This is a genomic window from Streptomyces sp. GESEQ-4, assembly GCF_017948455.1.
Lineage (GTDB): Bacteria > Actinomycetota > Actinomycetes > Streptomycetales > Streptomycetaceae > Streptomyces.
Window position 1 is genome coordinate 13,535 of sequence record NZ_JAFFSU010000042.1, and the last position, 15,418, is coordinate 28,952.

Below are 15,418 nucleotides of genomic sequence, written 5' to 3' on the forward strand. Positions count from 1 at the left end.
CTAACGGTCCGTCAGAAACCGCGGGAAGGGGCCGGGCATGGGGAACTTCTTGGCAGGCAAGGTCGTCGCCGTGACCGGCGCCGGACGGGGCATCGGCCGGGCGGTCGCGCTCGCGGCGGCCGCCGAGGGAGCGAAGGTCGTGGTCAACGACTACGGCGTGGCGATCGACGGTGCCTCCCCGACCAGCGAGGTCGCCGAAGCCGTCGTCAAAGAGATCGAGGCGGCGGGCGGCGACGCGGTCGCCGTGGCGGACGACGTGGCCACGATGGCGGGCGGGCAGCGCGTGGTCGACACTGCGCTGGACTCGTACGGCCGGCTCGACGGTGTGGTCTGCGTGGCCGGGATTCTGCGTGAGCGGATGCTGTTCAACATGACCGAGGAGGAGTGGGACCCGGTCGTGGCCACGCATCTCAAGGGCACGTTCACCGTGTTCCGGGCGGCGTCCGCGGTGATGCGGAAGCAACGGGCCGGGACGCTGATCGGTTTCACCAGCGGCAACCATCAGGGGTCCGTGTCGCAGGCCAACTACAGCGCCGCGAAGGGCGGGATCATCTCGCTGGTGCGGAGCGCCGCGCTGGGGTTGCACAAGTACGGGGTGAGCGCCAATGCGGTGGCGCCGGTCGCTCGTACGCGGATGTCGGCGAACGTGCCGATGGAGCTGGCGGAGATCGGGGAGCCGGAGGATGTGGCGGCGCTGGTGGTCTACCTGTTGTCGGATCGGGCTCAGGAGGTGACCGGGCAGGTGTACACGATCGCTGGGCCGAAGATCGCGGTGTGGGCGCAGCCGAGGGAACTGCGTTCGGCTTATGCGGAGGGTTCTTGGACGCCGGAGCGGATTGCGGAGTTTTTGCCGGGGTCGGTGGGGGTGGATCCGATGCCGATGCTCTCCGAGGTGGCGGGGATGGAGAGGGCGGCGGTTTCTGGGGTGCGGCCTAACGCCCAGTAGCTCGGGGGGTGTTCCTTGTTTGGCGGCTGCGGGTTGGTTTGTGGCTTGTCGCGCAGTTCCCCGCGCCCCTAAAGGGGCGCTCCAGCTCACCGGTGATTTTGAGGGAGGCCCTCATGGACTTCGGTTTTGCGCCGGAGGATGAAGCATTCCGTATGGAAGCGCGCGCTTGGCTCGCTGATCACGCCAACGGGGTGCAAGATCGGCGTAGTTGGGAACGTGTACTTGGGGAGGCCGGGTGGATTGGGCTTTCCTGGGGGGAGACCGGGTATGGGAATCGGTCGGCCACGCTTACTCAGCAGGTTGTCTGGGCGGAGGAGTATGCGCGTTCTGTGGCGCCTCCGCGGTCGGGGCATATCGGGGAGAATCTGCTTGCTCCGACTCTGATTGCTCATGGCACCGATGAGCAGAAGGGGCGCTTTCTGCCGGCGGTTGCCGCGGGTGAGGAGCTGTGGTGTCAGGGGTACAGCGAGCCTGGCGCGGGGTCGGATCTGGCCGGGATACGGACCGTGGCGACGCGGGAGTCGCAGGGGACGTATCGCATTACCGGGCAGAAGATCTGGACGTCGCTCGCACATGAGGCGGACTGGTGTTTTGTGTTGGCGCGGACGGATGTGAATTCGCGGCGTCATCAGGGGCTGAGTTTTCTGCTGGTGCCGATGGATCAGCCGGATCACATCGATGTGCGGCCCATTCGGCAGATGACCGGCACCAGTGACTTCAATGAGGTCTTCTTCGACGGGGCGCACGCGCGCGTGGAGCATGTTGTCGGGGGTGAGGGCAATGGCTGGCGGGTGGCGATGAGTCTGCTCGGCTTCGAGCGCGGTGTCTCCACCCTTGCCCAGCAGATCGGCTTCGCGCGGGAGTTGGAGCGGATCGTGGGGACGGCCGTGGAGACGGGGGCGGTCGGGGATCCGGTCGTACGGGACCGGCTGGTGCGGCAGTGGGCGGAGCTGCGGGTGATGCGGTGGAACGCCCTGCGGACGCTGGGGAGTTCGGGCGACGCTGGAGCGCCCAGCGTGGCCAAGCTGCTGTGGGCCGGGTGGCATCAGCGGCTCGGGGAGCTGGCGATGCAGGTGCGGGGGGCGCGGGCGGGCGTGGGCCCCGCGGACTGGTCGGCCTCGGCGCCGTACGAACTCGACGAGGCGCAGCATCTGTTCCTGTTCTCGCGGGCCGACACCATCTACGGCGGCTCGGACCAGGTTCAGCGCACGATCATCGCCGAGCGGGTGCTCGGGCTGCCGAGGGAACCCAAGGGGGTTGTGTGATGCGCGGCGTGGTGTTCGACGGGAAGCGGGTCGAGGTCGCGAACGACCTGGAGGTGCGGGATCCGGGGCCGGGTGAGGTGCTGGTGTCGATCTCGGCGGCGGGTTTGTGCCACAGCGATCTGTCCGTTGTGGACGGCACCATTCCGTTCCCTGTGCCCGTGGTGCTGGGGCATGAGGGGGCCGGGGTGGTGGAGGCCGTCGGCGCGGGGGTCACGCATGTGGCGGCCGGTGACCATGTCGCCCTGTCCACGCTGGCCAACTGCGGTACCTGCGCGGAGTGCGACCGGGGGCGGCCGACGATGTGCCGGCAGGCGATCGGGCGGCCCGGGCAGCCGTTCGTCCGCGGTGGGCGGCCCGTCTTCCAGTTCGCGTCCAACTCCGCGTTCGCCGAGCGGACCGTGGTCAAGGCCGTGCAGGTGGTGCGGATCCCGAAGGACATTCCCCTGCCCTCCGCCGCGCTCATCGGGTGCGGCGTGCTGACCGGCGTCGGCGCCGTGCTCAACCGGGCGAAGGTGGACCGCGGGGACAGCGTGCTCGTCATCGGTACGGGAGGCATCGGGCTCAACGTCCTTCAGGGGGCGCGGATCGCGGGTGCGTTGCGGATCGTCGCCGTCGATGCCAATCCGGCGAAGGAGGCGGTGGCGCGGCAGTTCGGCGCGACCGACTTCCTGACCTCGACGGAAGGCGTGCGGGAGCTGCTGCCGACGGGGGCGGACCATGCCTTCGAGTGCGTGGGGCGCGTCGAGTTGATCCGTGCGGCCGTCGATCTGCTCGACCGGCATGGGCAGGCGATCCTGCTGGGGGTGCCGCCGGTCGGCGCCGAGGCCTCCTTCGTCGTGTCCTCGATGTATCTGGACAAGTCGATCCTGGGGTGCCGGTACGGTTCGTCGCGCCCGCAGCGGGACATCGCGCTGTACGCCGAGCTGTACCGCAACGGGCGGCTGCTGCTGGACGAGTTGGTGACGCAGACGTATCCGGTCGAGGAGTTCGAGCGGGCGGCTGCGGATGCTGAGGCGGGGAAGGTGGCTCGCGGGGTGCTCACGTTCTGAGTCATTCGGTGCTTGGTTGGCGCTGTCCTCGCGGAGTTATCCACAGGCCCGGAAATCCGCTGCCGTGTTGTCAGTGCCGCCGCCTACCTTCGACTCATGACCTATCGCGATGTCGCCTCCAAACAGGTGCTGATCTGGGCCTGCACCGCCGTCGGCTCCCGTATGCCGGTCGCCATGGCGCCGTTGGCGCTGGTGTTCCTGGTGCGGGAGCGGCCCGGCGGCTACACGCTGGGTGCAGCGCTCGCGGCGGCCTATGTGATCGGCGAGATCATCGGGGCGCCGGTCCTGGGGATGCGGCTGGATCCGGCGCGCGGTCGGCGGCATCTGGCCGTGGGGCTCGCGGGCGGGGCGGTGGGGTTCGCGGGGCTCGGGGTGCTGGCCGGTGCGCACCCTGTCGTGCTGGGGGCGTTCGCGTTTCTGGCCGGTGCCGCTCCGGCGGCCGTCGCGGGCGGTCAGCGTGCGCTGCTGACCTCGCTGGTCCCGGAGCGTGCCGTGACGCAGGCGCTGTCGGCCGAGTCCATGCTGATGTCCGGTGTGTGGGCCGTCTCCCCGGTCGCGGTGGCCGGCCTCGCCCTCGGGGTGGCGCCTCGAATACCGCTGCTCCTCGGGGCCGCCCTGATGGCGTCGTCAATAGCGGGCCACTGGCTGCTTCCGGCGGGCTGGGCCAAAGGGGATCAGGACGGGGAGGCGGGCCGGGGGAAGCTCCGCGTGCTGATACGCGCCTGGCCGGTGTACGTCACGGGCGCGGCCAGCCTCACCCTGCTCGGCCTGGCCGAACTCACCCTGCCCGCCCTGCTGGAGCAGCGCGGCATCGGCGTGGGCTGGTCCGGCCCGATGCTGGCGGGACTCGCGGTGGGTGCGGGGATCGGGGCGTTCCTGTACGGCGTGCGAGCGTGGCCGGGGCGGCTTCGTACGCGCAGTGTGGTGCTGATGTGCGGCATGTCAGCCTTCGTCAGCATCACCGCGCTGATACCGGGCGCGGCCGGGATCGCGATCGCCCTCACCCTGGCGGGCACGCTCCAGTCGGGCGCGCTCATCACCCGCAACCTGTCCCTGCGCGAGGCCTTGCCGCCTAGCGCACTGGCGGCCGGTTACTCCGTGATGTACGCCGCCGCGGGCGCGGGCTACGCGGCGACGGGTTCCCTCGCCGGCGGGCTGCTCCAGGTGGTGGCGCCGTCCACGGCCATGCTGGCCGGTGTGGTGCTGACCCTGCTGCTGACGGCGCTCGGCTGGTGGGGAGAGGCCCGCCGGGACGGCTCACGTGCCGCTGGGGACCTGGACGTCGGCGTTGCTCCCGGCGCGGAAGGTGCGCCGATAGCTGGTGGGTGTGACGCCGAGCGCCGCCTGTAGGTGCTGCCGCATCGACTGGGCCGTGCCGAAGCCGGCGTCCCGGGCGACCTGGTCGACGGAGAGATCGGTGGACTCCAGGAGGTGGCGGGCGCGTTCCACCCGCTGCTGGGTGAGCCATTGGCCGGGGCTGACGCCGACCTCCTCGCGGAAGCGGCGCGTGAAGGTCCGTACGGACATGGCCTCCTGCTCCGCCATGTCGCGCAGCTGGATCGGCTCGTGGAGGCGGCCCAGGGCCCAGGCACGGGCGGTGGTCGTGGTCGCCTGCTGCGGGTCGGGGACCGGGCGGTGGATGTACTGCGCCTGGCCGCCGTCGCGGTGGGGCGGTACGACCGTGCGGCGGGCCACGTCGTTGGCGATCGCCGTGCCGTGGTCGCGGCGGACCATGTGCAGGCACAGGTCGATCCCGGCGGCGACGCCCGCCGAGGTCAGCACATCGCCGTCGTCGATGAACAGCACGTCCGCGTCGACCTTGATCCTCGGGAACAGCCGCTGGAAGCGCTCGGCGTCGGACCAGTGCGTGGTGGCCGGGCGGCCGTCGAGCAGGCCGGCGGCGGCGAGGACGTAGACGCCGGTGCAGATGGAGGCGATCCGGGTGCCGGGTCGGACGCGGGCGAGCGCGGCGGCCAGTTCGTCGGTCAGCACACCCTCGTCGAAGACCGGGCCGAGCTCGTACGACGCCGGGACGATCACGGTGTCGGCGGTGGCCAGCGCCTGAGGGCCGTGTCCGACGTGGATGGAGAAGTCGGCGTCGGTCTGGACCGGGCCCGGCGGCCGGACCGAGCAGGTGACGACCTCGTACAGATACCGCCCCTCAGCGTCCTTCGGGCGCCCGAAGATCCGGTGCGGGATGCCCAGCTCGAACGGGAGCAGCCCGTCGAGGGCGAGGACGACGACGCGGTGCGGGCGGAACTCCGGCTCACGCTCGTGGCGTTCCGGCTCACTCACGCTCAGGTGCTCCGGCTCACTCACGCTCATGGAGTCCGCCCTCACTCGCGCTCACGACGTTCCGGCTCATGCTCATGGCCCGATCCTAACGAATGCTGTCCTTCGGGCCAATGGATCTGAGGGCGCGCAGGCCCGAAGCTCGTTGTCGTGACGCAGACAACCGAAGCCACCGCCGCGGGCCGGACCCCGCACAAGCCGCGCCGTACCCGCATCCATCGCGCCTGGTTCGTCGCCGCCGTCGCCTTCGTGACGATCCTCGGCGCCGCCGCCTTCCGCTCCCTGCCGGGGCTGCTCATAGACCCCTTGCATCAGGAATTCGGCTGGTCACGCGGCACGATCGCGGCCGCCGTCTCGATCAACCTCGCCCTGTACGGACTGACCGCACCCTTCGCCGCCGCCCTGATGGACCGCTTCGGCATCCGGCGCGTGGTCGTGGCCGCGCTCACCGTGATCGCGATCGGCTCGGGTCTCACGGTGTGGATGACGGCGGCCTGGCAACTGCTGCTGTGCTGGGGCCTGTTGGTGGGCCTCGGCACCGGTTCGATGGCGCTGGCCTTCGCCGCGACGGTCACCAACCGCTGGTTCACCGAACGGCGCGGCCTGGTCACCGGCATCCTCACCGCCGCCTCGGCCTCCGGCCAGCTGATCTTCCTGCCCGTGCTGGCCCTGATGGTCGACGCCGGCAACTGGCGCCCCGCCGCCATCACGGTCGCCCTTGCGGCCCTCGCGGTCGTCCCCTTCGTCTGGCTGCTGCTGCGCGACCACCCGGCCGACGTGGGCGTGAAGCCGTACGGCGCGAAGGAGTTCGTACCGAAGCCGGACCCGGTGCCGGGCGCCGCGCGCCGTGCCGTGACCGTCCTCTTCAAGGCCGCCCGCACCGGCCCCTTCTGGCTGCTCGCCGGCTCCTTCGCGATCTGTGGTGCCTCCACCAACGGCCTGATCCAGACCCACTTCGTGCCCGCCGCCCACGACGAGCACATGCCCGTCCCCGTGGCGGCCTCACTGCTCGCGGTCATCGGCGTGTTCGACGTGGTCGGCACCATCGCCTCCGGCTGGTTCACCGACCGCTACGAACCGCGCCGACTGCTCGCCGTCTACTACGCGCTGCGCGGCATCTCGCTGCTGTTCCTGCCCATGCTGCTGGCGCCCAGCGTCCACCCGCCGATGATCTTCTTCATCGTCTTCTACGGCCTCGACTGGGTCGCCACCGTCCCGCCCACCGTGGCCCTGTGCCGCGAGCAGTACGGCGACGACAGCGCCATCGTCTTCGGCTGGGTCCTCGCCTCCCACCAGGTCGGCGCCGCCCTGGTGGCCTTCATCGGCGGCGTCGTGCGCGATGTCTCCGGCTCGTACGACATGGTCTGGTACGCGTCGGGCGCGCTGTGCGCGGCGGCGGCGCTGATGGCGCTGGTGATCCGGCGGCGGCCGGTCACACCGGCGGCAGAACTCGGGGCCGTGGGTCAATCCTTGCCGACCTAGGGTGTGGTCACCCTAAGGCTGATCCGAGGCTGCGTCCTATGGCAGGAACCCACTCGGCAAGGCCCGGCCATACAACTCGTCCAAGCCGATCAACAGCACCCCACTCCGTGCCGCCTCAGCCCGCAGAGCCTCGCTGAAACCCGCCGCGCTGAAACAGGCCAACCCGCAGTGAGACGTGTCCATGCCGCGCCCGGCGAGCAATTCCCGTGCCCGTGCCAGACGCTCGAGGTGGGGGACTCCCATGACCGTGCCCCACTTCGCCTCGCCGAGCAGGGCGACCGACGGGCGGCTTCCGCCGGACCCCTGTTCGACCACGGCCACATCGACCTGGATCTGCCGGCGCTCTTTCGGATCGGTCACGATGCCGTTGCCCACCTCGCCTAGCGAGGTGCTGAGCAGGGTCCGCCCAGGCCCCAACACATACTCACGGCACATCGCCTCGAAGTGCGGCCCGGCCACTTGCGCCGCGAAACGTTGTCCTGCCTGGGCCCAAACCTCGGTGGCCTGGCCCCCTTCCAGCCGGGCCCAGGCCGGGCGCATGACCGCCTCGTAGAAGTTGATCAGAGGCTCGGCTCGGTGATGCGGTACTGGGATTTCCCGGCTCGGAAGACGTCTGCCTCCCGGACCAGGAGGTGGCTGTCCTCCAGGACATTGAGCGGATGCGAGATGTCGACGGACTTGCGGCCGATGTATCCCGCGATGCCGCCGCGCGTGGTGTTGCCCTGCGCCACAGCGGCAAGCACTGAGTGGTACAACGCGGTGTCCCGGATGTCGGCTTCCTCGGCGAGCAAGTAGCGGGCCTCCCGGAAGAGAGGGCTGAACGGCGAGAGGACCGTGCGGCAGATCCATTCGTCGAAGCCCTCCAGATCGGCGGGGACGTCGTCCGCCAGGAACTGACGGCGGTATGCGGGCGTACCGCCGAGAACCGCATGCAGTCGGGCAGCGAGTGCCGGGTCGGCAGCAACGCCCCAGAAGTCCGCCGCCGCCCGGTATCCGAAGGGGCGTACGACGAGTTCCAGTTGGGCCCTGCCACGCAGGGGTGCGCTGCTGGCCGGCAGCCCGCCCATGACGGACATCGCCGAGCCGCACAGCAGCAGCCGCATGCGGCTCTCCTCAACCTGGCCCCGGTCGATCGCGCGCTGGATCAGTGAGGGAAGTTCCGGAGCCGCCCGCACCAGACAGGGGAACTCGTCGATGACCACGAGAAACGCGGTTTCCGGCGCCGGACCGCCAGGCGTCCCGGGGCCGGATGCCGCAAGCCCGAAGAGGTACGAGACCGCGTCGTCCCAGGTGGCGAAGGAGAAAGGCACTGGAGAACCCACATGTGCGGCCAGGGCGGCGCTGAACTGCCGAAGGGACTCCGCCTCGGTGGCGTCCGTGGCCCCGAAGTAGAAACCGCCGCACTGCTCGACGAGTGCCCGCAGTAGGTATGTCTTTCCCATACGCCGCCTGCCGCTGAGGACTCCGAGCGCGGCGTGCGGCAGGGGCCGGTCGACAAAGGCGGTGAGCGCGTCCCACTCAGGGCCTCGGTCGAAAATGCGTGACGGCTTGATCGGCCTTGGCTGCTGCATGATCGCCCGTTAGGAGCACACTTCTAAGGAGTATGTTCCTCGCGGCTCATCCGCTCAGAAAGCGGCGCCCTCCCGGGGTCGCCCGGACGACACGGGCTGCAACGGCGCCGATCACCACGGTGCCGATCAGGACGATAGCCACCCACACGCTCAACAGCTCGGCCGTGTGCTTCTGGTTCAAGCAGATGAGCCAGAGCAAGGGGCAGCCGACTACTTGGCAGCGCGACGGGCCGGCCCGTAGGGCTAGGCAGTTGAGCAGGGCAGTGTTCCGAGTCTGCGCTATTGGGGGATGGTGAGCAGGATTCGGCCGCGGCCACCGCCGGCGTCGACGTGGTCGTGGGCCTTGGCGATGTCGTCCAGCGGGTAGCGGTCGCCGACGGCGACGGTGAGGGCGCCCACGGCGGCGGCGGAGGTGAGGTCTCGGGCGGCCTGGCGCTTGGCCTCGGCGGGGAAGTCGTCGCTGCCGAGTAGCCGCAGGGTGACGTTGTTGAACAGCAGGGGCCAGAAGGGGATCTCGGTGCGGTCCGTGCGGGTGGCGTAGGCGGCGATGACAGCGTTGTTGGCGGCGACGGCGTTGTCGAGGTCGGCGTTGTCGGACAGCGCGACCTCGATGATCCGGTCGACGCCCCGTGGCGCGTACGAGCGGATGGCCGCGGCGGGGTCGCCGGTATCCAGGGCGATGGCGTGGGCGACGGCCGGGTCGACGTGGTCGAGGTCCGCGGTGCGGCGGACGGTTGCGACCACGGTGGCGCCGGCCCAGTGGGCGAGCTGGGCGGCCAGGGAGCCGACGCCGCCGAGAACTCCGTGGACCAGAACCAGTCGGCCGTCGACCGGGCCGTCGGCGAAGACGGTCCGGTGGGCGGTGATGCCGGGGATGCCGAGGCTCGCGCCCAGCTCGTCACTGAGGTGGTCGGGCAGAGGTGCGGCTTGGTGGTCGGGTACGACGGTGTACTGGGCGGCGGTGCCGAAGGGGCGGTAGGACTGGGCCCCGTACACCCAGACCCGTTGTCCGACGCGGTGGGCGTCGACGCCGTCGCCCACCGCGTCGATGACTCCGGCGCCGTCGCTGTGCGGGATCACCCGCGGGAAGGGCATGGACGAGCCGAGCCAGCCGCGCCGTTTCTTGGTGTCGCCGGGGTTGACGCCCGAGACGGTGACGCGGACGCGGACCTCGCCGGGGCCGGGGACGGGATCAGGTAGTTCACCGACGTGCAGGACATCGGCGGCGGGGCCCTGGACGTCGTACCAGGAAGCAAGCATGGGAGTACCTCCGTGGACAGTCAGCTCGCGGGAGCGGCGGGCGCTTGCGGATCGCTGGCGGTGCATGCGGTGTCGAATGCGGGCGGTTTCTCACCGAGGGCCTCGCGCAGCCAGGTCCGTTCGGCGCGGCTGGTGGCGCGGGCGGTGAGCAGCATGCCGCGCCGGTAGGGGTCGGCGATCTCCTCGGCACGCAGGGGCCGCTCGTTGTCGTAGAAGAAGCTCGCCGGTTCTTCCAGGAACTCCAGCCGTCTGCGCAGCACCGCGTGCTGTTCGGCCACGTCGGGCAGGTGGGAGAGGAAGGCCAGGACGACGTAGAACCGGGTGAAGTCGGTGATCTCGTGGTCGGCGGGCTTGCGCAGGCGCTGAAGCATGTCGGCCCGCCCTGGCTCGGTCAGGCTGAGCACGTACCGGGCCGCCCCGGCGGCCGGGTCGGCGCGCCGCTCGATCAAGCCCGCACTGGTCAGACGGTTGATCGCCGGATACAGGCTGCCGTCACTGACCGGCCGCGTGTAGCCGGTCAGCTGTGAGATACGGCGGCGCAGCTCGTGTCCGGGCAGGGGTCCCTCGGCGAGGAAGCCGAGTATGGCGAGTTCCAGCATGAGTCCATCTTCGCACGCGAACATCGAATCGATGCGGACATCGTTTCGATGTAAGCTGCCAGGTATCCACCCACCGTCTTGAGAGAGGCACAGCAAGATGCCGCCGCTGTCCACCGAGTCAGTGATGAACCGTTTCGTCGAGTTCATCAACACGGGCAACGAGGATCTCGCCCGCGAGGTGATTTCTCCAGACGCGGTGTTCCATGCGCCAAGCCACCCGGAACCACTGCGGGGGCCCGATGGGTACATGGAAGTCCTCGGGATGATGCGCAGCGCCTTCCCGGACGTCCAGTGGACGCTGGAGGAGACAGTCGCCGAAGGCGACACTGTGGCCGCGCGGTTCACCATGCGGGGAACCCACGACGGTGAATTCTTCGGGATCCCGGCGAGCGGCAACAAGATCTCGGTGCAGGCCATGAACTTCTACTACCTGGCCGACGGCCGGATCGTCGGCGAACGGGGCCAGCCCGATCTCCTCGGGGTGATGCAGCAGATCGGTGCCCTACCGGCGCCGTGAACCTCGTAGCGCCGGTGAGTCTTCTGTCGCGCGGAATTGCCGCTGCCAGGAGGGGGCCGTACGGCGCGGTGACAGAGGGCGAAGGCCCCGCACCGGAGCGCGGGCGGCCGGGCGCGGGTTCACCGCAAGAGGCCAGTCTTCTTCCTGCTCCGGCGTCTTCGCGCAGACAGCGCCCGTTCGGCGAGAGCTTTACACTTTGCCACCGCTGACGTGAGCGAGCCGGGTACGGGACTGCTCGCTCTAGGGCGAATACTGCAACCCTCGAATACCGACAGTCCACCAGTGCGAGTTCACCTCCACCCGGCTTCTCGATCTGCCGCTTCCCCTGGCGTTTCCCCTCGCCGAGGCGGCAGAACTTGACCGGCTGGCGGCCGAGTCGATGCGCGTCCTGGAGAAAGTCGTCGACCCTGCCACCCGGCTCGACGACCGGTTCCTCGCCTCGGTCGAGGAGAGGCAGACCGCGCAAGGGTGCTTGACCGATTACAGGAAGCGTCCTTTATGGAACAGCAGGGGCGCCTCACGGGTCTCGGCGGTGCCCAGGTCGTCCACCCGGCCCACCACGATGAGGTGGTCGCCGCCGGTGTGGACGGCATGGATGGTGCAGTCGATCCAGGCGAGCGCGCCCGCGAGGCGCGGTGACCCGGACACCGGAGCCGCGTCGTAGGCGACGCCCGCGAACTTGTCCCCGCCGCTCACCGCGAAGCCGCGGCACAACTCGCCCTGGCCGGCGGCGAGCACGTTCACGCAGAAGGCGCCCGCGCGGGCGATGCGGGGCCAGGTCGTCGACGTACGGCCGACCATGAAGGCGACGAGGGGTGGGTCGAGGGAGAGGGAGGAGAAGGACTGGCAGGCGAAGCCGGCGGGGCCGGATTCGCCATCGGTGGCTGGTGAGGTGACAACGGCCACGCCCGTCGCGAAGTTCCCGAGCACCCGCCGGAACTCGCCCTGGTCGACCGGCGCCCGCTCGTCCTCCCCCACACACCGCAACTCCGGGCGCGGCAGCGCCTCCACGGGCCGGGCGGGCCCGGACCTGAGATAACGGACGGCTGCTGCGGCCATTCCTGCGTGTCCCATCACGTCATCCATTGAAGCTGACGGGGTGTCAGATGGGAAGGGGTGGGTGACCTGCGGATCGTAAAGCGCTGACGGGCGCGCGGCAGGGGTCTGGGGGCCTTCACCGCCCCCGATACTCCGGACTCCTGCGTTCCACGAAACTCGCCACCCCCTCCTTCGCGTCGGCCGTCGTCATGTTGATCTCCTGGGCGGCCGCTTCCGCGGCGAACGCGGTGGTGCGGTCGGTGTCGAGGGAGGCGTTGACGAGCTGCTTGGTCAACGCGATCGCCCGGGTCGGGCCGGTGGCGAGGCGGTCGGCCCACTCGCGGGCTGTTTTGTCCAGCTCGGCGTCCGGGACGACGCGGTTGACCAGGCCCAGGCGTTCGGCGTCCGCGGCGGGGAGGGAGTCGCCGAAGAACATCAGTTCTTTGGCGCGGTGGGGGCCGATGAGTCGGGGGAGGAGGTACGCGCCGCCGCCGTCCGGCACGAGTCCACGCCGTACGAACACCTCGATGAACTTGGCGGATTCGGCGGCCAGTACGAGGTCGCAGGCGAGGGCGAGATGCGCGCCGAGGCCGGCCGCCGTGCCGTTCACGGCGGCGATCACCGGCTTCTCGCAGTCGAGGACGGCGCTGATCAGCCGCTGAGCGCCCAGCCGGAGGGTGCGGGCGACGTCACCGGCGATCCGCTCCCTGCCGCCCGCCGCCCCGCCCCGCAGGTCGGCGCCGGCGCAGAAGCCGCGGCCGGTTCCGGTGAGGACGACGGCTCTCACGGCGGGGTCGGCGGAGGCGTCCAAGAGGAGTTGGATCAGGCGTTCTCGCAGGTCAGGGGTGATGGCGTTGAGGGCCTCGGGGCGGTTGAGGGTGATACGGCGGACGTGATTGTCAGTGGTGTGCCGTATCAATGACTCAGCGGAATTTCCGGCCTCACGGGGGGAATCGGGGATGTTCACTTCATCAGGCATGTTCAGTTCGTTCGGCGGGTTCTGTTCTTTCGGCGGCGGGTTCAGTTCACTGGGTGGGTTCATCTCAGCGGCACACCGCCAACGCGTCCAGCGCCACCGCTCCCTGCCCCCTGGGCAGCACCATCAGCGGATTGATGTCCAGCTCCGCGAGGTCGTCCCCGAGTTCCAGTGCCATGCGCTGCACCCGCAGGACGACTTCGACGAGCGCGTCGAGGTCGGACGGGGGGCGCCCCCGGACCCCGTCCAGCAGGGCCCGCCCGCGCAGTTCACCGAGCATGTCCCGCGCCTGTTCCTCACCGAAGGGCGGCACGCGTACGGCGGCGTCCCGCAGCACCTCGACGAGCACACCGCCGAGCCCAACGGTCACGGTCGGTCCGAAGAGTTCGTCGTGGGTGACGCCGACGACCATCTCGACGCCCCGCTCGACCATCTGGCACACCAGCACGCCGTCCAGCGAGACGTCCTCGTAGCGGGCGATGTCGGTCAGTTCGCGGTAGGCGTCGCGGACCTGGCTGGCCGAGGTCAGTCCGATCTTGACGAGGCCCAGCTCGGTCTTGTGGGCGATCTGCGCGCCGGACGCCTTCATCACCACCGGGTAGCCGACGAGGCCCGCCGCGCGCACGGCCGCCGCCGCGCTGGTGACCAACTGCTCGCGCGGCACCCGGATTCCGTAGGCGCGAAGCAGTTGTTTCGCCGCGTGTTCGCTCAGCTGCTGTCCTGGGCGCATCAGGGCCTGCGCCTTGCGGAAGGAGGGCGAAGGGGTGCGCGGTGCCTCGTCGAAGGGGGAGCGGTAGCCGGTGATGAACCGGTGGTGGTCGAGGTGGGCGCGGACCGCGGTGAGGCAGTTGGTGACCGTGCGGAAGGTGGCCACGCGGGAGGAGCCGAGCAGTACGTCGCGGTAGGCCGGCTCGGTGCCGACCGGCGACCCCCACACCACGCACACCAGCTTGTCGGTCCGCTCGGCCGCGTCCACCAGGTCCTGTACGAGCCGGTCGCTGAGGGGCGGGAAGGGCCCGGTGACCGGGCAGATCAGCACCCCGACCTCCGGGTCGTCCAGGATCGCGTCGATGATCTTCCGCCCGCGCCAGTCCCCGACCGGATGCCCGCCGTTGTCGACCGGGTTGGCCACGCTGAGGTACTCCGGTATCCACTGGTGCAGCTCGGCCTGCCGGGCCTCAGACAGCTCCGGCAGCCGCAGGCCCGCCTCGCTCGCCAGGTCGGCCACGTGCGCGCCCGTGCCGCCCGAGATCGAATAGACGACGACTCCATCGGCGCGGGGCGGACGGGCGCGGGCCAACAGGGCGGCGGTGTCCTGGAGTTCGTCGAGCCCGTCGACCCGGATCACCCCGAACTGCCGCATCGCGGCGTCCACCACCTCGTCCGCGCCGGTCAGCTTGCCGGTGTGTGAGGCGGCCGTGCGGGCGCCGGTCTCGGTGCGGCCCACCTTGACCGCGACGACCGGCACCCGGCGCCGGGCGGCCCGGTCGGCGGCGAGCAGAAAGGAGCGGCCGTCCTTCAGCCCCTCGATATAGCAGGCGATGGCACCGACGTCGGGCTGCTCGGCGAAGTAGGAGATGAAGTCGGCGGTCTCCAGATCGGCCTCGTTGCCGGTGGGCGCCCAGTGGGAGAGCCGGATGCCGAGTTCCTGGAGGGCGAAGACGGGGCGGCCCTGATGCCCGGACTGGGTGATGAGGGCGATGGACGGACCGTCCAGGTCGTCCCGGAACCGCTCGAAGGCGTTCAGGTTGGTGTTCGGTCCGAGCACTCGCACACCGGCCCGCTCCACGGCGGCCGTCAGCTGCCCCTGCGCGACGGCGCCCTCGTCCCCCGTCTCCGCGAACCCGGAGGCGAAGACGACGGCGAACTTCACCTTGGCCTCGCCCAGTTCCTCGATCACGGGGAGGGGGTCGGCGACCAGCAGTACGGCGAGATCGACCTGCTCGGGCAGGTCCCGGACGGAAGGAAAGCAGGAGATGCCGAAGACGGAGTCCCGCGTGGGATGCACCGGATACAGCCGGGCCCCGACCCGCTCGGCCCAGGACAACAGCTGCCGGGTGACGCCGGTGTTGGGCCGGCCCTCCCCGTCCGAAGCGCCGATCACGGCGACGGACTCGGGCCGGAAGAACCGGTCCAGATCGGGGACGCCCGCATACAGCGGACGCCCGCTGACGTCGTAGTCGTCCACGTCGGCCGGGCGGCCGTGGACGGCGGGTGCGGGCTGGTCGCCGCAGGCGACGACCCGGCCCCGGCGGGAGTCGGTGGTAAGGGTGCCGTGGGTTGATCCAAGCATCGGTCGCCCCGCTCCTGTGTGACAGCAATTAACTGACGCAGTGTCAGATTACTGAACTGACGCTGCGTCAGGAAGTCGTTGAACCGGGGAGGTACTGCGGAGGCGGCTGTATGGGGGGTGGCTGGGGCTA

Annotated in this window: 12 protein-coding genes and 1 pseudogene; 6 read left to right on the forward strand and 7 right to left on the reverse strand. The window is 70.2% G+C overall.

Annotation, left to right across the window (positions count from 1 at the left end; all coding sequences use genetic code 11):
* The first annotated feature begins 37 nt into the window (after positions 1-37).
* From KCH48_RS40090 to KCH48_RS40105, 4 genes are all read left to right on the forward strand, one after another.
* On the forward strand, positions 38-946 hold the full coding sequence (locus tag KCH48_RS40090) for an SDR family oxidoreductase (RefSeq protein ID WP_210582569.1): 909 nt from the start codon (positions 38-40) through the stop codon (positions 944-946).
* Between the two features lie 113 nt (positions 947-1,059).
* Positions 1,060-2,211 (forward strand): acyl-CoA dehydrogenase family protein, encoded by a 1,152-nt coding sequence (locus tag KCH48_RS40095; protein ID WP_210582570.1) that lies wholly within the window; start codon positions 1,060-1,062, stop codon positions 2,209-2,211.
* Entirely contained in the window at positions 2,211-3,260 is a 1,050-nt protein-coding gene (locus KCH48_RS40100) for a Zn-dependent alcohol dehydrogenase (protein ID WP_210582571.1), read from the forward strand. Before KCH48_RS40095 ends, KCH48_RS40100 begins: the two co-directional genes overlap by 1 nt.
* Before the next feature lie 96 nt (positions 3,261-3,356).
* A complete protein-coding gene (locus tag KCH48_RS40105; RefSeq protein WP_210582572.1) occupies positions 3,357-4,610 on the forward strand; it encodes an MFS transporter in 1,254 nt (417 codons plus the stop codon).
* On the opposite strand, the gene KCH48_RS40110 is transcribed toward KCH48_RS40105, so the two are convergent.
* A complete protein-coding gene (locus KCH48_RS40110; RefSeq protein WP_246886644.1) occupies positions 4,518-5,585 on the reverse strand; it encodes a GlxA family transcriptional regulator in 1,068 nt (355 codons plus the stop codon). The two genes, KCH48_RS40105 and KCH48_RS40110, sit on opposite strands and share 93 nt — an antisense overlap.
* 117 nt (positions 5,586-5,702) lie before the next feature.
* Here KCH48_RS40110 and KCH48_RS40115 point away from each other — a divergent pair, with 117 nt between their 5' ends.
* Complete coding sequence (locus tag KCH48_RS40115) at positions 5,703-7,034, forward strand: MFS transporter (RefSeq protein WP_210582573.1); 1,332 nt, start codon at positions 5,703-5,705, stop codon at positions 7,032-7,034.
* A gap of 36 nt (positions 7,035-7,070) precedes the next feature.
* Here KCH48_RS40115 and KCH48_RS40120 read toward each other — a convergent pair.
* The 3 genes and pseudogenes from KCH48_RS40120 to KCH48_RS40130 form a co-directional block, all read right to left on the reverse strand.
* A pseudogene (locus KCH48_RS40120) lies at positions 7,071-8,605 on the reverse strand (ATP-binding protein).
* Positions 8,606-8,884: 279 nt separating this feature from the next.
* Positions 8,885-9,865 carry an NADPH:quinone reductase gene (locus KCH48_RS40125; protein WP_210582574.1) on the reverse strand — a complete coding sequence of 327 codons (981 nt, stop codon included), beginning with the start codon at positions 9,863-9,865 and terminating at the stop codon, positions 8,885-8,887.
* Positions 9,866-9,885: 20 nt separating this feature from the next.
* On the reverse strand, positions 9,886-10,464 hold the full coding sequence (locus KCH48_RS40130; RefSeq protein WP_210582575.1) for a PadR family transcriptional regulator: 579 nt from the start codon (positions 10,462-10,464) through the stop codon (positions 9,886-9,888).
* Positions 10,465-10,561: 97 nt separating this feature from the next.
* Between KCH48_RS40130 and KCH48_RS40135 the strand changes: the two genes are divergently transcribed.
* The gene (locus tag KCH48_RS40135; protein ID WP_210582576.1) at positions 10,562-10,981 is read left to right on the forward strand and encodes an ester cyclase; all 420 of its coding nucleotides are present in this window, start codon (positions 10,562-10,564) and stop codon (positions 10,979-10,981) included.
* A 480-nt stretch (positions 10,982-11,461) separates the two neighbouring features.
* Here the strand turns inward: KCH48_RS40135 and KCH48_RS40140 are convergent, their stop codons facing one another.
* The 3 genes from KCH48_RS40140 to KCH48_RS40150 all read right to left on the reverse strand — a co-directional run bounded on the left by KCH48_RS40140 (position 11,462) and on the right by KCH48_RS40150 (position 15,288).
* Positions 11,462-12,055 (reverse strand): flavin reductase family protein, encoded by a 594-nt coding sequence (locus KCH48_RS40140; protein WP_246886646.1) that lies wholly within the window; start codon positions 12,053-12,055, stop codon positions 11,462-11,464.
* Between the two features lie 100 nt (positions 12,056-12,155).
* Positions 12,156-12,998: an enoyl-CoA hydratase/isomerase family protein gene (locus tag KCH48_RS40145; protein ID WP_210582577.1), complete on the reverse strand. Its 843-nt coding sequence runs from the start codon at positions 12,996-12,998 to the stop codon at positions 12,156-12,158.
* A gap of 64 nt (positions 12,999-13,062) precedes the next feature.
* Complete coding sequence (locus KCH48_RS40150) at positions 13,063-15,288, reverse strand: acetate--CoA ligase family protein (protein ID WP_210582578.1); 2,226 nt, start codon at positions 15,286-15,288, stop codon at positions 13,063-13,065.
* Positions 15,289-15,418 lie beyond the last annotated feature (130 nt).